The organism is Streptomyces sp. V4I8 (genome assembly GCF_041261225.1).
Taxonomy (GTDB): Bacteria; Actinomycetota; Actinomycetes; order Streptomycetales; family Streptomycetaceae; genus Streptomyces.
In genome coordinates, this window is sequence record NZ_JBGCCN010000001.1 from 123,748 (window position 1) to 142,179 (window position 18,432).

At 67.8% G+C, this 18,432-nt stretch carries 20 protein-coding genes and 2 pseudogenes; 18 read left to right on the top strand and 4 right to left on the bottom strand.

Going from position 1 to position 18,432, the window contains the following annotated elements:
• Positions 1-28 precede the first annotated feature (28 nt).
• Entirely contained in the window at positions 29-793 is a 765-nt protein-coding gene (locus tag ABIE67_RS00490) for an IS5 family transposase (protein WP_370251718.1), read from the bottom strand.
• 263 nt (positions 794-1,056) lie between these two features.
• The gene (locus ABIE67_RS00495; protein WP_370251720.1) at positions 1,057-1,434 is read right to left on the bottom strand and encodes a DUF2690 domain-containing protein; all 378 of its coding nucleotides are present in this window, start codon (positions 1,432-1,434) and stop codon (positions 1,057-1,059) included.
• Positions 1,435-1,531: 97 nt separating this feature from the next.
• Here ABIE67_RS00495 and ABIE67_RS00500 point away from each other — a divergent pair, with 97 nt between their 5' ends.
• Complete coding sequence (locus tag ABIE67_RS00500; protein ID WP_370251722.1) at positions 1,532-1,894, top strand: transposase family protein; 363 nt, start codon at positions 1,532-1,534, stop codon at positions 1,892-1,894.
• Positions 1,895-1,964: 70 nt separating this feature from the next.
• Positions 1,965-3,285 (top strand): annotated as a pseudogene (locus ABIE67_RS00505) (IS256 family transposase).
• 89 nt (positions 3,286-3,374) lie between these two features.
• Here ABIE67_RS00505 and ABIE67_RS00510 read toward each other — a convergent pair.
• Positions 3,375-3,677 (bottom strand): annotated as a pseudogene (locus ABIE67_RS00510) (IS6 family transposase); the annotation flags it as partial.
• Positions 3,678-3,759: 82 nt separating this feature from the next.
• On the opposite strand from ABIE67_RS00510, the gene ABIE67_RS00515 reads away from it, so the two are divergent.
• The 9 genes from ABIE67_RS00515 (at position 3,760) to ABIE67_RS00555 (ending at position 11,157) form a co-directional block, all read left to right on the top strand.
• Positions 3,760-3,924 (top strand): hypothetical protein, encoded by a 165-nt coding sequence (locus ABIE67_RS00515; RefSeq protein WP_370251726.1) that lies wholly within the window; start codon positions 3,760-3,762, stop codon positions 3,922-3,924.
• Between the two features lie 171 nt (positions 3,925-4,095).
• Positions 4,096-5,397: an ISAs1 family transposase gene (locus tag ABIE67_RS00520; protein ID WP_370251730.1), complete on the top strand. Its 1,302-nt coding sequence runs from the start codon at positions 4,096-4,098 to the stop codon at positions 5,395-5,397.
• Positions 5,398-5,950: 553 nt separating this feature from the next.
• Positions 5,951-6,592, top strand: coding sequence for an HAD family hydrolase (locus tag ABIE67_RS00525; RefSeq protein WP_370251734.1), 642 nt, complete (start codon positions 5,951-5,953; stop codon positions 6,590-6,592).
• 106 nt (positions 6,593-6,698) lie between these two features.
• A complete protein-coding gene (locus ABIE67_RS00530) occupies positions 6,699-7,883 on the top strand; it encodes a helix-turn-helix domain-containing protein (RefSeq protein ID WP_370251736.1) in 1,185 nt (394 codons plus the stop codon).
• A 97-nt stretch (positions 7,884-7,980) separates the two neighbouring features.
• Positions 7,981-8,178, top strand: a complete 198-nt coding sequence (locus tag ABIE67_RS00535) for a hypothetical protein (protein ID WP_370251738.1) — start codon at positions 7,981-7,983, stop codon at positions 8,176-8,178.
• Positions 8,179-8,264: 86 nt separating this feature from the next.
• Positions 8,265-8,465 carry a hypothetical protein gene (locus ABIE67_RS00540; RefSeq protein WP_370251743.1) on the top strand — a complete coding sequence of 67 codons (201 nt, stop codon included), beginning with the start codon at positions 8,265-8,267 and terminating at the stop codon, positions 8,463-8,465.
• 29 nt (positions 8,466-8,494) lie between these two features.
• Positions 8,495-8,956 (top strand): DUF6415 family natural product biosynthesis protein, encoded by a 462-nt coding sequence (locus ABIE67_RS00545; protein ID WP_370251647.1) that lies wholly within the window; start codon positions 8,495-8,497, stop codon positions 8,954-8,956.
• A 186-nt stretch (positions 8,957-9,142) separates the two neighbouring features.
• Positions 9,143-10,027, top strand: a complete 885-nt coding sequence (locus ABIE67_RS00550) for a radical SAM protein (RefSeq protein WP_370251749.1) — start codon at positions 9,143-9,145, stop codon at positions 10,025-10,027.
• Complete coding sequence (locus ABIE67_RS00555; protein ID WP_370251754.1) at positions 10,024-11,157, top strand: methyltransferase domain-containing protein; 1,134 nt, start codon at positions 10,024-10,026, stop codon at positions 11,155-11,157. Before ABIE67_RS00550 ends, ABIE67_RS00555 begins: the two co-directional genes overlap by 4 nt.
• Positions 11,158-11,614: 457 nt before the next feature.
• Here ABIE67_RS00555 and ABIE67_RS00560 read toward each other — a convergent pair whose 3' ends face one another.
• Positions 11,615-11,806: a hypothetical protein gene (locus ABIE67_RS00560; RefSeq protein WP_370251758.1), complete on the bottom strand. Its 192-nt coding sequence runs from the start codon at positions 11,804-11,806 to the stop codon at positions 11,615-11,617.
• Positions 11,807-12,095: 289 nt separating this feature from the next.
• Here ABIE67_RS00560 and ABIE67_RS00565 point away from each other — a divergent pair, with 289 nt between their 5' ends.
• From ABIE67_RS00565 to ABIE67_RS00595, 7 genes are read left to right on the top strand one after another with little or no spacing between them, the layout of a single operon-like run.
• A complete protein-coding gene (locus ABIE67_RS00565; protein ID WP_370251761.1) occupies positions 12,096-12,692 on the top strand; it encodes a hypothetical protein in 597 nt (198 codons plus the stop codon).
• Complete coding sequence (locus ABIE67_RS00570) at positions 12,686-13,564, top strand: ATP/GTP-binding protein (RefSeq protein WP_370251763.1); 879 nt, start codon at positions 12,686-12,688, stop codon at positions 13,562-13,564. Before ABIE67_RS00565 ends, ABIE67_RS00570 begins: the two co-directional genes overlap by 7 nt.
• A gap of 21 nt (positions 13,565-13,585) precedes the next feature.
• Complete coding sequence (locus tag ABIE67_RS00575) at positions 13,586-14,293, top strand: SAF domain-containing protein (RefSeq protein WP_370251765.1); 708 nt, start codon at positions 13,586-13,588, stop codon at positions 14,291-14,293.
• Positions 14,293-15,120 carry a hypothetical protein gene (locus ABIE67_RS00580; protein ID WP_370251767.1) on the top strand — a complete coding sequence of 276 codons (828 nt, stop codon included), beginning with the start codon at positions 14,293-14,295 and terminating at the stop codon, positions 15,118-15,120. Before ABIE67_RS00575 ends, ABIE67_RS00580 begins: the two co-directional genes overlap by 1 nt.
• Complete coding sequence (locus ABIE67_RS00585; RefSeq protein ID WP_370251769.1) at positions 15,110-16,597, top strand: CpaF family protein; 1,488 nt, start codon at positions 15,110-15,112, stop codon at positions 16,595-16,597. The genes ABIE67_RS00580 and ABIE67_RS00585 overlap by 11 nt, the downstream gene beginning before the upstream one ends.
• Positions 16,594-17,544: a type II secretion system F family protein gene (locus ABIE67_RS00590; RefSeq protein WP_370251771.1), complete on the top strand. Its 951-nt coding sequence runs from the start codon at positions 16,594-16,596 to the stop codon at positions 17,542-17,544. The genes ABIE67_RS00585 and ABIE67_RS00590 overlap by 4 nt, the downstream gene beginning before the upstream one ends.
• The gene (locus ABIE67_RS00595; protein ID WP_370251773.1) at positions 17,541-18,425 is read left to right on the top strand and encodes a type II secretion system F family protein; all 885 of its coding nucleotides are present in this window, start codon (positions 17,541-17,543) and stop codon (positions 18,423-18,425) included. The genes ABIE67_RS00590 and ABIE67_RS00595 overlap by 4 nt, the downstream gene beginning before the upstream one ends.
• Positions 18,426-18,432: the final 7 nt, after the last annotated feature.

Sequence of the window (18,432 nt, forward strand, 5' to 3'; positions counted from 1 at the left end):
CCCTATACGGACTGAGCCTTTTCCATCCTCAGCCTGAGCTGGCCAGATGGAGGGTGAGGACGGCTTGGACGAGGTTCGTGATTCGGGTCGTCGAACACTGGAGTTTGCGGAGGAGCCGCCAGGACTTGAGGGTGGCGATGGCCTGTTCGATCAGGGCCCGGACCTTTGCGTGGGACCGGTTGACGGCCTGCTGTCGGGCGGAAAGGCTGTCCCATCGGCCGCGGTAAGGGAGGCGGATTGTGCCTCCCGCGCCCTGGTAGCCCTTGTCCGCCCAGCAGTTGATGTCGGCCTTGGCGAGAGCGTCGATGATGCCGTGCTCGCATGCGGCCCGGACGTTGTGGACGGCGCCGGGCAGGGCCGGTGAAGCCCAGAGGGGACGGCCCTTCGGGTCGGCTATGACCTGCACGTTCATGCCGTGCTTCTTGTGTTGGCCCGAGGAGAAGGGCCGGTCGGCGGCGATCCTGTCGATCGGCAGAAGCGTCCCGTCCAGGATCAGGTACGCCTTCATCGACGCGGCCCGTACTGCTTCGGCGAGCGTGGGGGCGAGGGCGGCCAGGAGCTCGACGGCCTCGGTGACGTACCGGTAGACGGTGGTGGTGCCGATCCCGAAACCGGCCGCCAGCTGGGCATAGGGCTGGCCGTTGCGGAGATGGACGAGGGTGAGCAGTGCCTGTCGGCCCGCGCTCAGGCGCCGCCAACGGGTGCCGAGAGCGCGCCGGCGTTCCCTCAGGCGGGCGGCGAGGAAGCGGAGGGCAGAGCTGGACACGTCGACGCCGGACAGGTAGACAACCATGCGAAGCCCCTGGTGGAGACGGTTCTCTTGGTCGAAAACCCATCTACCAGGGGTTTCATCCGTCTGTCAGGCCAACTGCCCAGCCCACGCACGAGGTTGGAAAAGGCTCAGGGACGGGATCACGATGTCGAGCGTGCCAGCGGGGCTTTCCGCTGTTACAGGTCATCGGGTAGAAGCTCGTCAATCATGCTGCAGTCCCCTGCGCGGCAGCGCCCCCAACGCCCAGCTGCCACACCGAACTCATTCTGAAACGATCAGGTAAGTCATAGGCAGGTGGTGGATGTGAACACGTCGCCAGCTTTAACCGGACCTGCGCCATCCACCATGTCCGTCCAGGCTACGGTGTATCCGGACGGCACTGAGAACTCCTCCCTGTACCCGCTTGAGCACTCCTTGATCCACAAAAAGGTTCCGGGAGTAGGGCTGGTCATGCGGGCCCAGTTCGAGCGGCACGAGGGGCTGTAGCGGAGTTGGATGTTTCCCCTCGAGGTGTTTATCTGCGTCACGGTGTACGCATCAGTACTACAGCCGGCCTGGTCGGGATCAAGTCCCCTGCAAGCTGCGCTGTAACAACCGGCTGCTGGAGCAGCCTGGGCAGGGCGATTGCAAAGTCGCGGTGATTTCGCGAGTGTGCAGGTCACGGCGGTGTGACGATGCTGGTCGGGTGTGCGACCGGACGCAACGAAGCTCCGTTGTGGAGGTGACCTTGCCAAGTCGCCTGCGCCCAACGGAGCTTCGATGTGCCGTCAGTCTGCCACCGTCTGTCTGGTCAAGTCTCCCACCCGTCAGCACTGTGTGACGGGTCCGCTGGCCGAGCGGCTGGCCACGCTGGCCGATCCGCGGTGTCGGCGCGGGAAGCGTCACCCCTTCGTGGCAGTGCTGCTGATCGCCTGCTCCGCTGTGGTGAGCGGGGCGAGGAGCTTCGTGGCGATCGATGAGTGGGCCACCGACGCCCCGCAGGACGTTCTGGCCCGGCTCGGTGCCCGCACCGTAACCGCCCTGGCCGTGCGCATCCCGCCCAGCGGCGCGACGATCCGCCGGGTCATCAAGGACACCTGCCCCGGCGGCCTGGGCCGAGAGGCTGTTTACTCCTCTGTGTAAGAGGTGATCTTGCTGGGTGCTGGTCGGGCCCCGGGTGACACCAGGAATGTGACGCACAGTGAGTGACCTGATGAACGAGTCCAGCCCGCACGCCGAGTCCGCAGAGCCGCGTGAGGAGGCGTCGAGGCGGCTGGCGGGGGCTTTATCGCCGGCGGCGATCGACCGGCTCCTGGCTGATGCGGAGGCGGCCGGGGTCGGTATTGACGGGGCCGGCGGACTGCTGCAGCAGATGATGAAGGCGGTGCTGGAGCGGGCTTTGCAGGTGGAGATGGCCGACCATCTCGGTTACGAGGCCGGGGACCCGGCAGGCCGCGGCTCGGGCAACGCCCGCAACGGCTCCTACCCCAAGACGCTCACCACGGTGGCCGGCCCGGTCACGGTGGACGTGCCCAGGGACCGCCGGTCGGAGTTCGAGCCAGTGATCGTACCCAAGGGCCGGCGGCGTCTGGCCCAGGTCGACGACATGGTGCTGTCGCTGTACGCCCGTGGCATGACCACCCGCGACATCACCGCCCACCTCAAAGAGGTCTACGGCAGCGAGGCGTCCCCGGCCCTGGTATCCAGGATCACCGATGTGGTCGCGGACGAGATAACTGCCTGGCAGAACCGCCCTGTTGACGACGTCTACCCCATCCTCTACATCGACGCGCTGACCGTGAAGGTCCGCGACAGCGGCATGGTCACCAACAAGTCCGCCCACCTGGTGATCGGCGTCGACGTGGACGGCATCAAGAACGTACTGGGCATCTGGCTGCAGGACAGCGAGGGCTCGAAATTCTGGCTGAACGTGCTCACCCAGCTGAAGAACCGCGGCCTGCGCGACGTCCTGATCGTGTGCTGCGACGGGCTGGCAGGCCTGCCCGAGGCCATCACCACAGTCTGGGAGAAAGCCCTGGTCCAGACCTGCGTGACCCACTTGATCCGCAGCTCGATGAAATACGTGTCGCACGGTGACCGCAAGCAGGTGACCGCCGCCCTCAAACCGATCTACACCGCCGCCACCGAATCCGAGGCACTGACCGCGCTGGACGAGCTCCGGTCAAACTACGGCAAGAACTACCCTGTCCTGATTGCCAGTTGGGAACGGGCCTGGGAAGAATTCATCCCCTTCCTCGCCTTCGACCACGAGATACGCAGGGTCATATACACGACCAACGCCATCGAATCCCTGAACTACCAGCTCCGCAAGATCACCAAGACGCGCGGCCACTTCCCCAGCGACGACGCCGCCGTCAAACTCCTCTACCTCGGCATCCGCCGCATCCAAGGGCCGCCACATCGACGGCGAGGGTCCCTTCCCCAAAGGCCGCGTCCGCGGCACCGGCACCCTCGGCTGGAAACGCGCCATGAACCACTTCATGCCCGCCTTCCCCGACCGCCTCCCCCTCTGACCCCAGCAAAATCACCGACAGTAGCCAACCCGCAGGCCCGACCAGCAAGGCCACACACCTCTACATACACAAAGGAATTGACAACCTCTCCCGTCCTGGTCCACCGCGCGCCACAGGTACCGCATCCGCCCGTTGACCTTGATGAAGACCTCGTCCAGATGCCACCGGTCACCCGGCCGGGGCTGCCGGCGGCGCAACCGGCGCGCGTACTCGGGCCCGAACCGCTCGCACCACAGCCGGATCGCCTCATAGAACACCTGGATGCCACGTTCGAAGAGGAGCTCTTCCACGTCGCGGTAGGAGAGCGGGAAACGGTGATACAGCCAGACCGCGTGCGCGATCACATCCGGCGGGAACCGGAAGCCCTTGTACGACGGTGCAGCACGGTCCACCAACAGGTCCCTCCCAGACGATCTACACCAAGATCATCGCACCCACCTCCTCAACTTGATAACTCTCCCCGTCGGAGACAAGGTGTTCAACCAGAGCATCGGCAAGCTCCGCGCCGCCGTCGAACGAGCGATCGCACATCTGAAGGACTGGAAGGTCCTCGCCACTCGCTATCGCGGCCCTCTCACCCGGTTCCCCCTCGTCGCCAAGACCGTCACCGCCCTCGCCTTCTACAAGAACGGCTGGTGACCCCGTGAATAAGCCTCATGGTGTCGTAGCAGTACCCGAAGCAGGGCCCCGGCGTGTGCCCGGCTTGCCCCGGCTTGGAGTGGTTGATCGCAGCAGCGGGCCCCGGACGCAGGTGAACACGGCACCTGTGGATCATGGAGTTCTCTAGGCTTCAAGATCCACGAAGGTGCCGTGCTCGTCCCTCCATCATCTCCTGTCGCTGTTCCCGCGCCTCACGCGCTCTGCCTGGAGGCCCTCGGTGAGACTGCCGCACAGGTCCAAGTCCGTTGTCTGGTCGCCGAGTTCGAGTCGGTCACCGACCCGCGAGGGGCTTGCGGGGTGCGTTACCGGATCTCCTCGCTGCTGGCTCTGGTGGTCTGCGCGATGACTGCGGCGGGCCACGACTCGATCACCGCGGCGGCGGAGTGGTGTCGGCGTGCGACGCCGCAGGAGCTGGCCGCCTTCGGCCTGCCCCCTCACCCGTTGCTGGGCCGCTACCGAGTCCCGAGTGAGAAGACCCTGCGCAGCGTCCTGGGGCGTCTGGATCCCGGTGAGATCAGCGCGGCCGGCTACTACTACCTCCGGCCCCTGCTGTCCACGCAGCCTCCTCGGCCGGATCCGGTGATGCCCGACGGTGGAATCGAGCGCGAACAGCGCCGGGCTCATCGGATGGCCATCCGCGCCGAGCCGGTGAGGTCCAGGCGCCGGGCGATCGCGGTGGACGGCAAGTGCCTGCGCGGCGCGAAGCGACCGGACGGCAGCCGGGTCTTCGTGCTGTCCGCGGTCCGCCACGGCGACGGCGACGGCGTCACGCTCGCCTCCCGGGAGATCGGCGCGAAGACCAACGAGATCCCCGAGTTCGCACCCCTGCTCGACCAGATCGACGACACAGATCTCGCGGGGACCGTCGTCACCGCCGATGCCCTCCACGCCCAACGCGACCACGCCACCTACCTGCATGAACGCGGCGCCCACTACCTGCTGACCATCAAGAACAACCAGCGGGGCCAGGCCCGCCAACTCCATGCCCTGCCCTGGAAGAACATCCCCGTGATCCACCGCGACGACGCGCGAGGGCACGGCCGCCACGAGCAACGGATCGTCCAGGTCGTCACCGTCGCGGGCCTACTCTTTCCGTACGCGGCCCAAGTCCTGCGGATCCAGCGCCGTCGCCGCCTCTACGGCGCGAAGAAGTGGTCCAGCGAGACCGTCTACGCCATCACGGACCTGACCGCCGAAGAGGCGAACGCGGCCGAGATCGCGTCTTGGGCTCGCGGGCACTGGACGGTGGCAAACACCGTCCACTGGGTCCGGGATGCTGTCTTCGGAGAGAACAAGTCCCAGGTCAGAACCTACAACGCGCCCGCTGTACTCGCTGCCGTCCGTGACCTGATCCGCAGCGCACTCAAGCTCGCCGGATACGTCAACACCGCCGCTGGCCGCCGAGCCCACACCGACCACCCCAGCGTCCTCACCCTCTACGGCATCACATGATCAAACCAGACGAGCCGGGCAAACGCCGGGGCCCTGGTACCCGAAGTAGTTCAGCTTGTCCTCGCCCAACGCCTGCACAGCAGGTACATACCGCGGGCTGCGTTCTCCATGCCCACATGCGGCAGCAACTTCCTGATGCTCGTCTCACAGGTTCCGGTGTCCTCGCCGGTGGGGGTGCGGTTCATCTCACCGCTGGCGCTTCTGTGGTAGGGGTGGGCGTGTTCGCTACTCTGTCATCCAGGCATGACCGCGAGCTGCACTGTGTGCGGCGACGTCAGCCCCACCGCGCACGTCCACGCCACGCTGGGCCGTGGGTCGCGCTGCGTCGACCTGTGCCGGGAGCACACGCTGGCGAGCGCTCAGGTGACGCGGCGCCACCACATTGGGGGACATCGCGGAAGGCCTGCGAAAGGTGGCCGCCAAGATGGCCACGTTGCCGCAGCTGCGGATATGGACGGACAAAGGCGACTGGCAGGATGACTTCCGTGGATGAGCCGGCCGCTTTCCTCTCCCGGCTCGCCGATCCCTTACAGGCGCGCCGTAGGCTCCCAGCGTGATTGAGACCATCGTGTTGGACATCGGCGAGACGATCACCAGGGACGACCGCTACTGGGCGTTGTGGGCCGACTGGCTGGACATTCCCCGACACACCCTTTCCGCCCTCGTCGGTGCGGTCGTGGCCCGGGGACAGGACAACGCGGAAGCCCTCCGGCTCGCGCGCCCCGGCATCGATGTCGCCGCTGAGTACGACGCTCGCGAGGCCGCCGGCCGCGGCGAGTTCCTGGACGACAGCGACCTCTACGACGACGTGCGGCCGGCCTTGTCCGCGCTGCGGAAGCTCGGAATGCGGGTCATCATCGCGGGCAACCAGACCTCCCGCGCCGCTGACCTGCTGCGCGGCCTGGACCTGCCCGTCGACCTTGTCGTCACGTCGGGGGAGTGGAATGTCGCGAAACCGCAACCGGAGTTCTTTCAGCGGGTACTAGATATGGCCCATGCGGCCCCGAGGGCAACCCTGTACGTCGGAGATCACCCAGCGAACGATCTCTTCCCTGCGAAGGCAGCTGGGTTGCGCGCCGCGCACATCCGCCGAGGCCCATGGGGGCACCTATGGGCCGACGATGCCGACGTCGTGACGGCGTCGGACTGGCGCATCGACACTCTGAACCAGCTCACCGAGATCGTCGAAGGCTGACCCAGAGCAAACGGCCGCACCAGCTTTCGCTGGGGCGGCCGTTCGTGTACACGCGCCGTTTCGACGTGGGTACGGTTCGGAGCGGACGCACCGAACTGGAGCCAGTATGCCCGCACTTAGGAAGGGCGGCGTTGGCGCGCGGATCGCCTACTACCGCAGCGTCATGCGCCCGAAGTTGACGCAGGAACAACTTGCCGCTGCCGCCAACGTATCGCTCGGAACCATTCGCAAGATCGAGAGAGGCGAGCGCGGTGTCAGCGATCCCACCCTCGAAGCGATCGCAGACGCTCTCGGAATCGATCCAGCTCGCCTGCTCACCGACCGCGGCTCAGCGCATACCCGCGTCCATGAGGCGATGCCCGCCCTCTCTGCCGCGATCGCTACCTACGACCTTCCTGAAGACGGTCCCATTCGGCCCATTCACGAACTGCGGCAGGCCGTCAACGAGGCCGCGCGCTGGCGACTGGCCGCCCAGTACACGCGCATCGCCCGGCGACTGCCCGAGCTGCTCGCCGAGCTCGCTCGTGCCTTTCACACCGCGTCCACCGAACAACGAGCCGAACTGGCCGGACTCCTGGTGCTGGCGTACCGGTCCGCAGATGCCGTGGCGTACAAATTCGGCGCCCACGACCTGTCAGCCCGCCTCATCGAACTTATGCGCTGGGCGGCTCTAGAGGCCGACGATCCACTGCTGTCGGCGTCCGTTGCCTACGTTCGAACAGAAACGTTCTTCGCTGCCCGCGCTCACACCGCAGGCCTGCGGGCCTTGGAACATGCTCTGGACGCCGCGCCCGCCATCACGCCGTCCGAGACCGCAAGCAGGGGCGCCCTCCACATGCGGGCCGCCGTCATTGCGGGCCGCTTACCAGATGCCTCGGCCGCAGGCACGCACCTCGGCGAAGCCCGCAGGCTGGCCGAACGGGTCCCCGAGGACGTGTACTGCGGAACAGCGTTCGGCCCAGACTCCGTGCGCATCCACGAGGTCTCCGTCGCGGTGAGCCTCGGCGGCGACCACGTCGGCCAGGCCCTGACATTAGCCAGCGAATGGAAGCCGCCCCACGACCTTCCGGCCGAACGGCGCTCCGGGTTCTACATCGAGCTCGGCCGTGCCCAGCTCTGGTCCGGGCTCGCGGACGACGCATTCGAATCATTGAAGGTCGCCCGCCATATCGCCCCCCAACACACCCGCGAACACCCGTGGGTCCGTGAGGACGCCGGGACACTGCGCCGGCTGAAGCGTGCAGACGCGGAGAACCTCACCAACTTCGCTGAGTGGTGCGCCGCCACCTGACCGAACTACCCCAACTACCCCTTGCCGGGGTACTTGTGGCCCCTCATGACCTCCACCATCTGTTGCACGCGTAGGAACCAGCAGATGGGAACCGGGGATGCCCGACGCACTGCCGCCCGCGCCGACGGTCGTCGACGGGCGGGTCAGCATCGTCCGACTGCACGGTCAAGCCTGCTTCGGCTGCAGGGCCGTCAACAAGAACCTGCGCTCGGCTGGACACGTCGTGATCCGCGGCACCAACCGCGTGTGGCCGATCGTCACATGCGGGTGTAGTAGCGGCGAGGCCGCGGCGTGAGCACCACACAGACAAACAGACCCCGGCGACCGCTCGCGACGGCCCCGGGGCGTGGCCAACGCTCAAAACGGTGAGGGAGCGTCGACATGACGAACGCTACAGCCCCGAGAAGCTCCGGGGACACGATGACGATCCGCGTGTACACCGTTACGCGGGACGGCATCATCAAGGCGGACAGCGGCACCCGGGAGATCCAGCCCGCACAGGAACTGCCGGACGTACAGAACGGCTACCCGCCCTGCGACTGCCCCCGCCACCGGGCCGGACAGCCGACGGTGACGGGGTGAAGGCCACCCGGGAAGAGACGGAGACCCACATGCCCGGCCCCGCCGCGATGCGCGCCGCCGCTTCCTGGCTCCTCGATCAGCGCACGCTGCCGCGACACGAGAGCCTCAAGCTCTGGTCCGAGGACCTCATGGCCTTCATCGGACAGCTCATTTCCAAGATCGAGCCGTTCTTCGCGAGCCTGTCCAAGAACGACGTGCCCGCCCGCGTGGCTATGGTCGCCGTCAGAGAAGCGCGCCGGCGGCTGCACGAGCCGGAGGCTGCGGGCCTGCTCGGGGAGACCGAGCGCGTGAAGCGGCTCGCCCGCTCCGTCGTGGCCCTGTGCGACCACCACGACGCGCTCACCGGGGCACGCATGTGCGTGGCTTGCGACCGGCCGATCGAGGACGGCCAAGCCTCGATGCCGTACGAGAACTTCAGCCCCTCCGCGGGCGCGAAGCAGTCCGGCCGCATTCACACGGCCTGCGCCAGCACGGGACGTCCCCGCCGCTGACGTCTGCCGCCTTACCCGGCGTAGCAGGGCCCGGGCGACCACCGGGTCAGGGTCACACCCGTACGCCCGTCCCGTCACAGGACCGCAAGTCTGCGGCGGGACGGGTCTCCAAGACGTCCGCCCCGGCTCCCCAACCCTGGACAGGTCGAGCAGCCGGGGCGGGCTGTGTTCCGGCGAAGGGGAACCATGACCACTCCGACAGTTACAGGCATCCGCTCCGTGGAACTGGAGACCACCGGCCGCTGCCAGCTGAACTGCAGGCACTGCTGCACCAGCTCCGGCCCCAAGGCGCCCGCCGGGACCATGACCCGGCAGGACTGGCTGGACGCCATCACGGACATCGCCGAACTCGGCATCCCCGCTGTCCAGTTCATCGGCGGTGAGCCGACGCTGGCCCCGTACCTGCCGCAGTACATCGACTACGCGCTAGGCCTCGGCCTGAAGGTGGAAGTGTACTCGAACCTCACGCACATCCGGCCGCGGCTGTGGGAGGCCTTCCAGCGGCCGGGTGTGCGCCTGGCCACCAGCTACTACAGCGACCAGGCGCAGCAGCACGAGCACATCACCAACGGGCCCGGCAGCTACCGGCGTACCCGCGAGAACATCGTCGAAGCGGTCCGGCGGGGCATCCCGCTGCGGGTCGGCATCGTCGCGGTTCTTGAGAACCAGCGCGTCGCCGAGGCACAGGAGCAGTTGCGACAGTTAGGCGTGACGAGCATCCAGGTCGACCGGGTCAGGAAGGTCGGCCGTGGCGCCGCGCCCGGCACGTCCATCCCGAGCACATCCGAGCTGTGCGGGAACTGCTTCCGCCACCGCATGTCCATCACCCCGGACGGGCAGGTGTCGGGCTGCATACTGTCCCGGTTCCTCGTCGCCGGGAACGTCCGCGAGCAGCGCCTCGCCGACATCCTCGCCGCAGAACGGTGGCAGCAGCTGACGGACGCCGTGCCGATGCCGCGCACGGCGTGCACACCCGACGACTCCGGAGACTGCGACCCGGCCAACACCGAGGCGTGCGATCCTGCCTACTACGCCCCGGCCCCCACACCGATCCTCGGAGTGACCGCGTGAACTGGAAAGACCACGCCCTGGACTTGGCCGACCGGGTCACCCACCGCACCTCCCGATGGCGTGGGCCCGTCTCGTACACGCCCCGGCACCTCTTCGTGCCGCAGTGGTGGGAGCGCGACGCAGAACAGTGGAGCCTTCGCGAGCCGCTCACCGACACCGACTGGTACGCCGCCTCCTACGGCGACCGCTCCCTTATCACCCGAGTCGGCATGCTGCACGCGGACCGCGCCCAGGCCGACGACCACCCCACCGGTCGGCCTACGTCCTCGGCCACCCTGCCCAGCCTCGTCGTGCGCATGCTCGACCACGCCCGGATCGACGACGGCGACGAGCTGCTCGACGTGGGCACCGGCAGCGGGTATGGGGCAGCGCTCGCCGCGCAGGAGCTCAGCGACGCCTCGGTGACGAGCATGGACGTCGACCCGTACCTCGTCGAGGCCGCCCGCGACCGCCTCGACCTGGCCGGCCTGCACCCCACGGTGGAAGTGGTCGACGCGACCGGTCCCCTCCCCGGCCGCCGCGGCAAGTTCGACCGCATCGTGGCGACGGTCGCCGTGCGCAACGTCCCGGCCAGCTGGCTTGCAGCCCTGCGCGTCGGCGGGCGGCTGGTCACCACGATCGCCGGGACGTCACTCCTGGTGACCGCGGAGAAGCGCGCGGATGGCAGCGCGGTGGGCCGGGTGGAATGGGACCGGGCCGGTTTCATGCACGCCCGGCACGGCGACGACTGCCCGCCCGGCGCCACGCACCTGCTCGCGACCGCGCACGACCTGGACGGCGAGGACGTGACCACCAGCCCGTACCCGGTGGTCGACGTCGCCAACGCCTGGGACCTCGACTCCATGCTCGGCATCACCGCGCCGGGCATCGAGCACTCCTACCGCGAGAACGGCGCACGGCGCACGGCCGTGATGGCACACGCCGACGGCTCATGGGCCCGAGCATTCACGGGCGACGACGGGCGCACGGTCGTCCACCAGGGCGGACCGCGCCGCCTGTGGGAGATTCTCGACGGCCTGCGCGCCTACTGGCTCCAGCACGGCGAACTGCCGGTGCGCGGCGCCGCCGTGCTCATAACCCCCGAGGGCCAAACGCGACTTGCCCGCGGGAATTGGCGCGCGGTGCTCTGAGCGCGCCCTCTGGTCGGCCCCGCTTGTCTGCCTCCCCCGTGGTGGATAGGCGGGGCCTTCAGTCCACGAAGTCGAAGATGCGCTTGTCCAAGACGGCGGCGATCCCCGCCACGTCGCCCGCGCTCAATGCGCTGGAGCGTGGCTGCGGGCTGAGACCCGAGGCTTCACAGAAGGACTCCGTGGGGCCCCAGCACGCAGATCCGCGAGGGTTGGCCGACGGCACGCCCCGCCTGTACGAGGCTGCAGGTCGCCGAGAGCAGTGCCACAACCACTCCTTTGCAGCACCCAGGCCGCGCTGTTCCCCGCAGCGGCTGAGGCACTCTGAACTGACCTCAGTGGTCACTCACCGTGGTAGATGCGGTCCAAATCGATCAGCTGGATCATCCGGGCGCCATCGGCTCGGTGGCGCAGTTCCTCCCTGAACCCGACACCGCTGTAGCACCGCAGCCGAGTGGAGTCAGTTGCGGCGCCGCGCGGTGAGGAGAGTCCGGATACGCAGGAGGCGTTGTCCCATACCCATGATGTCGTTCCACTTGGCCTCGACGAGGGCAAGCAGTGCTTGGCGGCTGTTGCCGCGCTCGCCGCGCACCACGATGTCAACCTCGTAGCTGCACTTGGCCGCAGGGTCGTTGATCGTGCCGCTGGCCACCTGACCGGCAACTGCGACTCACTCAGAAACAGGACGCCCTCCCTAATTCGCGGCAGAAACTTGCGAATTCGCGCGCCTACAAATCGACATTCGGTTCCGAAAGTGACCGGTTACGTCCTGAGTTGTACGAGTGAACCCAAATATCAGCATGGGCAGTTGACTGGCATATGCGTAACCTAGCCGCTATACGCAGACGCATCACCGCAGCTTGACCAGGCCGCGGAACTGGACTGCCGCACACGGCAGCTGAGGCAACGGTCTGCCACACCGCGCCTTACGGGGAGGCAACGTGCAACACCGCGCACACCATTCCAGTGTTCACTTCCGCAAGATTGCCGCAGCATCCGTCACGCTGTGCACCCTGCTCGCCCTGACAGCGTGCAGCTCATCCGATGAGAGCGACCAGGCGGCTGACAAGTCTCCGGTGACCGCAGAGTCCGAGACGCCGACGGCCAGCGCCGACCCGCGGGAGACTGCGAAGAAAGAAGCGATCGCCGCGTACGATGCCTACTGGCAGGCAATGGAGAAGCTCTACGCCGACCCATCCGGCAAGAGCGGGCGCCTGAGTCAGTACGCAGCATCCGCAGCTCTGGCGAACGCTCAGAATGACGCCAAACTTGCCCACGGCCGGGGCAATGTCCTTGTCGGTGACGTAGCGATCACCGAGCCGACCGTCACGAAGGCTGATACGAATGGCAAGATTCCGAACGTCATCCTCTCGAGCTGTCTGGACATCTCGAAGTGGGAGACGGTGGACGCCAAGACCAAGAAGCCGGTGGACCTCCCCGATAACCGCCTGCTGAAGTACCTGATCGTCAGCGCGGTCGAAAAGTATCCGGAGGGGTGGCGCGTCACCCGTGACGAGCCTCAGGGGAAGTCATGCTGACACGCCACAGCATCCCTGTCACCGCAATGATGGTCATGGCCACCGTCGTTGGCACCGTCCATGCCTCCGCGGACGAAAACCCCAAGGGCGGCGGCATCGGGTGCCAGCTGTTCACCTGCCAGGTCGAGGTCGACATCCCCGGCCAGTCTGGTGGCGAAGCAGGAGACAATGACGGCAGCGGCGGAACTGGCGGCGGTTCATCTGGCAGTGATGACGACCCCAACAAGAGGGTCTGCAAATACGAGCTCGTAGACCCGCAACCCCCCGCCGGCAGCCTGGACTGGGAAGGCCACGAGCCCGGCGACGGTGCCGTGTACGAACAAATTTGCGGGATCGGTGACTTCACGAACACCATCGCTCGGATGGTCTGGTTGGCTGAGCCGCCGACGCAAGAGACGGTCGACCCGGCTGTCCTGGCGCAGCGGGCAGTCGACTCGATGACGCTGCTAGGCCCGGACGTCGCCAGCCCGCGTGCGGCGGGGGACTACACGGTCGGTGTTCCGATGTGGATGTGGGTCAACCAGAGCGCCACGACCTACGGGCCCAACACTGCTTCTGCGTCAGCGGGCGGGATCACGGTCACCGCGACAGCGAAGGTTTCGAAGATCGTGTGGCAGATGGGCGACGGCTCATCTGTGACGTGCAATGGCCCAGGCACGCCCTACCAGGGATCCGAGGGCATGGCGCAGTCGCCGACCTGTGGACATATGTATTCCAAGACCTCAGCCGGGACCAAGAGCGGCAAGTTCCCGGTCACTGCGACGTCGACATGGACGATCGACTGGCAGGGCGGCGGGGAGGTCGGCCAGCTCACCGAGATCCGGCAAACCGACGTGCAGGTGGCGATCGGCGAGCTGCAGGTCGTCACGTAACGGCGCCGGAAGGACAGAACGTTGAGCAAGACCCAAGAACGTGTAGGCGCAGTCAGCTCGCACGGCGTCCCCCCGCAGGGGCCTGCGGCCGGGCCCGTCGCTCCCCCGCGGGTGTCGGCTCGTCGTCGCCGGCCAGGTGTCATTGCCCTGTCGCTGGCGCTGATCGCCGCCGGAGGGGCCGGAGTTGCTGTCCTGCTGCTGCAGGTCGGCAACCGCACTGAGGTGTTGACCGTGGTCCGCGACGTCCAGGTCGGCCAGGTCGTGACTGAAGACGACCTGGGCAAGGCCTCCATCGCCCTGGACCCGTCCGTCAAGGCCGTGCGCGGCGATGACATGGACTCAGTCGTGGGCAAGCGGGCAGCGGTCGAGCTCAAGCCCGGCTCCTTGCTCGCCCCCTCTCACGTGACGAAGGACTCGCTGGTCAAGGCTGGCGAGCAACTGGTGCCGATTGGACTCAAGCCCGAGCAAGTGCCGGCAACGGCGCTCGTGCCGGGCCAGAATGTGCAGCTGGTCCACGTCCCCGCCCAGGGCCAGGCGGACACCGACAAAACCTCGAGCACCCCGCCGGAGACCATCGACGGGCGGGTTGTGAAGACCTCCAGCGCCGCTCCCGGCACCGGGATCGTGGTCGTCGACGTCGCCACCACCGCCGCGCAGGGCCCGACTGCCGCCGCGTGGGTGTCGGCTGGCACTCTGCGCCTGGTCCTCGCTGCTGCGGACGGCACCTGATGGCTGTGATCGCGCTCGCCGGGTGCAGCGGTGCGCCTGGCGTGACCACGAGCGCTCTCGCCCTGCTGCTGTCATGGCCCCTGGATCCGGGCCGACGAATGATCCTCGCCGAGTGCGACCCTGACGGCGGCGCCGTTCTGCACGGTCTGCTGCAGGGCTCACTCGGCGACCGGTACGGGCTGCGCAACCTCTCGGTAGCCGCCCGCAAGAACGAGTTCAGCGACGCCTTCTGGCGCCAGCTGATCGACCTCAGCGGTGAGGACGGCAAGAGGGAGTCTCCGCGCGACCGGCTGCTGCTGCCAGGCATCACCGACCCGGCGCAGGCGGCGAGCCTGGGCTCGGTCTGGAAGATGCTGGCGCAGATGTTCCGCGGCATCGACGCGCAGACCCACCACGACGTCCTGATCGATCTCGGCCGCCGCGGTGCGTACGGGCCGTCCGGCGTCCTGGCGGAGCAGGCGGACGCCGTGTTCGTCGTGGTCCGCAACACGCTGCGCTGTCTGCAAGCTGTCGAGGGCCGGGTGCGCACACTCGAAGAGCGGGTCGGCGACGTCAGCATCCTGATGATTGACGAAGGGCCGTATCCCGCGGGTGAGGTGCAGCGCGTTCTGCAGGTGCCGGTGGTGGCCACGCTGCCGTACGCGCCTAAGGACGCCCGCGTACTGTCCGACGGCGCCGAGCAACCGCGCCACTTCACCAAGTCGCCGCTCATGAAAGCCACCCGCACGGCAACCACTCTCCTGATTCAGAGGGCCGCTATGCGCGGGGCCCGCCTCGATCCCCGCGGCTTGCGCGCCGCAGGCGGGGAGGTGACCCATGCACGGTAGGCCCCTGCACCCCGACCCGAGCGTGATACCACCGCCCCCAACTCGGGCGCCCCAGAAGAATGGCGCACCTTCCCCTGCCGGTGCTGCCTCGAGTACACACGCGCTCGGCGTCGCAGTTCCTCAGATCACCGTCGACTACAAGGTTGCCCGGGACATCGCCTCCCAGGTCGCCAAGCAGCGCGAGGACCTGCTGAAGACCAAGCCCGATATGGACATGGCCAGCGAAGAGCAGCGCTGTCTGAACTGGATCGCGGAGGCCGTCGCGCTGTGGTCGGACGCCCAGGCCATGACGCCGCAGGAGGACGAGGCACTGCGGCGCGCCGTGTACGACCTGCTCTTCCGGGCGGGCAGGCTGCAGCCGTATCTGGACGATGACCGGGTCGAGGACATCATCATCCAGGGCCCGCGCGAGGTGTGGCTCGACTACGGCGACGGTGAACGCCGGAAGGTGGGGCCGATCGCCGATTCGGAAGAGGAACTGCTGGAGTTGCTGAGGGAGTTGGCCCGGGGTTCCGGGCACAGCGAGCGCACCATCTCCACCGCGAACCCCACCCTGGCCCTGTCTTTGCAGGACGGCTCCCGGCTGCAGGCCATCACCGGGCTGGGGCCGATGACCTATGCGGTCATCCGTCGGCACCGGGTCTTTCACGCCGGTCTCGACGATCTCGTAGGGCTGGGCACGATCGATCCGATCCTGCGCGAGTTCCTCGGCGCGTGCGTGCGCGCGGAGAAGAACATCATGATTGCGGGGAAGCAGAAGGCCGGGAAGACGACCCTGCTGCGGGCGATGCTCAAGGAGTTCGACCCGGAGTGCCGGTTTGCCACCATCCAGACCGAGGATGAGCTGTTCGCTCACGCCAATGGCTACCACCGGCAGGTCGTCTCCCTGGTCGGCCGCGAGTCCAACGGCGAGAAGGACGTCACCGGACGCGGCGCGGGCGAGGTCACGCTGCTGGACCTGATGCATCCCGCGCTGCGGATGTCGCTGGAGCGGATCGTGGTCGGCGAGGTCCGCGGGGCTGAAGTCGTCGCGATGATGCAGGCGTTGACGAACGGGTCGGGTGGCAATCTGTGCACGATCCACGCTCGGCGCCCGGACATCATCTTCGACCGGATCGCCGAACTGTACGCGCTCGCGCAGGAGAACCTGTCCGAGCAGCTCGCCTACCGGCAGACCGCCAACGGCCTGGACTTCATCGTGTACGTCGACATGACGGACGAGACGCAGATCGGCGGTTGCCGCCATCGCTACGTCTCCCACGTCCTGGAACTGACCGGGATCGGCGAGAACAGCCGGCCCGCCACCAACGAGATCTTCTCCCCCGGAGCTGCGTGGGGGGAACTGCGCGCGGTGCCGAGGATGGACCCGGGCTGTATCGACGACCTGCGCCGCGTCGGCTTCGACTCGTCCCTGCTGCAGCATCCCTACGGGGCCTGGCAGGCGCCGCTGCCTTTGATGGTGGAGGTGCGCCGATGACGCTGTTGTGGGGGCTGCTGTGCGGCATGGCCGTCGTCGGCGGGCTGATCGGCTTCGTGGCCGGTGTCGTGGGCACCACCGCGCCGCGCCGGGCTCCGCTGCGGCAGCGGTGGAAGGTCCTGCGCGCCGGAAAGGCGCAGAGGGAGGACGTCCGGCTGCGGCGCCGGACCCTCGCGGTCTTGGCGGCCGCGGTCTTCGCGACCGTGTGGCTGGTCTCCGGGAACTTCGTGGGTGGCGCACTGCTCGGCGCGGCCGTCATCGGTGTGCCGTGGCTGATCACCCCAGCGCAGATGGCGCAGGAGCGCATCGGCCAGCTGGAGGCACTCAGTGAGTGGACCCAGCGGCTGGCGGGCTTGCTCCGGTTGGGCATGGGCCTGGAACAGGCAATGATCACCAGCCGTCAGGGAGCACCGGAGGAGCTCGCCCCGCAGATCGTCAACCTGTCCGACCGGCTCAGGCTGGGGTGGCGGCCGGACGGAGCGCTACGCGCGTTCGCCGAGGAACTCGACGACGTCACCTCGGACAAGGTGGTCGCCGCGCTCATCCTGTCCGTCAACGACCGCGGCCCGGGCCTGGCTCAAGCGCTGGAGGACTTGGCGGGCACCGTCCGCGAGGAGGTCGCCAAGAAGCGCGCCATCGAGGCGGACCGGGCGAAGCCGCGCACCACCGTGCGGTGGATGACCATCATCACCGTGGGCATCGTGGTGGCCGGGTTCTTCGTGCCCTCCTACACGAAGCCCTACTCCACCCTGCTCGGACAGCTGGTGCTGGCCTTCCTGACAGCCGGGTTCATCGGGGTGCTCGCCCTGATGCGGCAGTTGGGATCGTTCCGCCGCATTCCGCGCTTCCTGATCACCGACCCCTCCAGCACCGTCCGGCTGCCCGCACCTGCGCAGGAGCCGGACGTGCCGGTCGCCGACCGTGAGCCGCAAGGAGTCACCTCATGAACGTGCTTCCCGTCGTTGTGACCGGTGGCACGGTCGGTGCCGGTTTCGCACTGCTGGTACGCGAACTCCTTCGCCCCCAGCCTGCCTTGGGACCGGCCCTCGCCCGCACTGCCCCGGCCACCCTGACCATGCCCGAGCCGGAACTGGATCGCGAGGAGAAGTGGGGCCGGTGGCTGCTGGCCCGCCTCGAGCGCCTGCCCGGCGTCCGGATCCCTACCACCAACCTGGCCCTGCTCGGGCAGGGCCCGGGCCAGTTCATGCTGAAGAAGACCGCGCTCGCCGGTCTCGGCCTGCTCTGCCCGGTGGTCGCGACGATCCCGTGGATCATCGCGGGCGTCTCCCTGCCGTTCTACGTGCCCGCCGGCGTCGGACTCCTCATCGCGGGGCTGCTGTTCATCACCCCCGATCTCGCGGTACGGGACCAGGCCAAGCGGGCACGGGAGGAGTTCGCGCACGCCCTGTCCGCCTACCTCGACCTGGTCGCGCTCAAGCGGGCCGCCGACGCCGGCCCCGCAGAGGCCCTGGAGAAGGCCGCCGAGGTCGGCGAGGGTTGGCCCTTCCTGTATCTGCAGGGCGCGCTGCGACGGGCCCGGCTGGAGAAGATTCCGCCCTACGAGGCGCTGATGCAGCTCGCCCAGGAGTACGACCTGCCCGTCCTGGACGACGTCGCCGACATCATGCGCGGCAGCGCTACCGACGGCGCAGCCGTCTACAAGGCGCTGCGGGCCCGCAGTGCGGCGCTCAACGCCGAACTGCTGGCCGACCAGGCCGCCGAGGCGAACGCGGCCAGCGAGAAGATGACCGCGCCGGGAGCCCTCTTGGCCGTCTTGGTGATGCTGCTGATGGCTTTCCCCGCGGTGATCCGCATGCTGACCGTCTGAGACCAGC

Bases quoted from the DNA above. Each gene is read 5' to 3' on its own strand.
- ABIE67_RS00580 (WP_370251767.1), top strand. From the start codon at position 14,293: ATGGCTGTGATCGCGCTCGCCGGGTGCAGCGGTGCGCCTGGCGTGACC.
- ABIE67_RS00595 (WP_370251773.1), top strand. From the start codon at position 17,541: ATGAACGTGCTTCCCGTCGTTGTGACCGGTGGCACGGTCGGTGCCGGT.
- ABIE67_RS00535 (WP_370251738.1), top strand. From the start codon at position 7,981: ATGCCCGACGCACTGCCGCCCGCGCCGACGGTCGTCGACGGGCGGGTC.
- ABIE67_RS00500 (WP_370251722.1), top strand. From the start codon at position 1,532: ATGTGCCGTCAGTCTGCCACCGTCTGTCTGGTCAAGTCTCCCACCCGT.
- ABIE67_RS00590 (WP_370251771.1), top strand. From the start codon at position 16,594: ATGACGCTGTTGTGGGGGCTGCTGTGCGGCATGGCCGTCGTCGGCGGG.
- ABIE67_RS00585 (WP_370251769.1), top strand. From the start codon at position 15,110: ATGCACGGTAGGCCCCTGCACCCCGACCCGAGCGTGATACCACCGCCC.
- ABIE67_RS00545 (WP_370251647.1), top strand. From the start codon at position 8,495: ATGCCCGGCCCCGCCGCGATGCGCGCCGCCGCTTCCTGGCTCCTCGAT.
- ABIE67_RS00530 (WP_370251736.1), top strand. From the start codon at position 6,699: ATGCCCGCACTTAGGAAGGGCGGCGTTGGCGCGCGGATCGCCTACTAC.
- ABIE67_RS00570 (WP_370251763.1), top strand. From the start codon at position 12,686: ATGCTGACACGCCACAGCATCCCTGTCACCGCAATGATGGTCATGGCC.
- ABIE67_RS00490 (WP_370251718.1), bottom strand. From the start codon at position 793: ATGGTTGTCTACCTGTCCGGCGTCGACGTGTCCAGCTCTGCCCTCCGC.
- ABIE67_RS00540 (WP_370251743.1), top strand. From the start codon at position 8,265: ATGACGAACGCTACAGCCCCGAGAAGCTCCGGGGACACGATGACGATC.
- ABIE67_RS00550 (WP_370251749.1), top strand. From the start codon at position 9,143: ATGACCACTCCGACAGTTACAGGCATCCGCTCCGTGGAACTGGAGACC.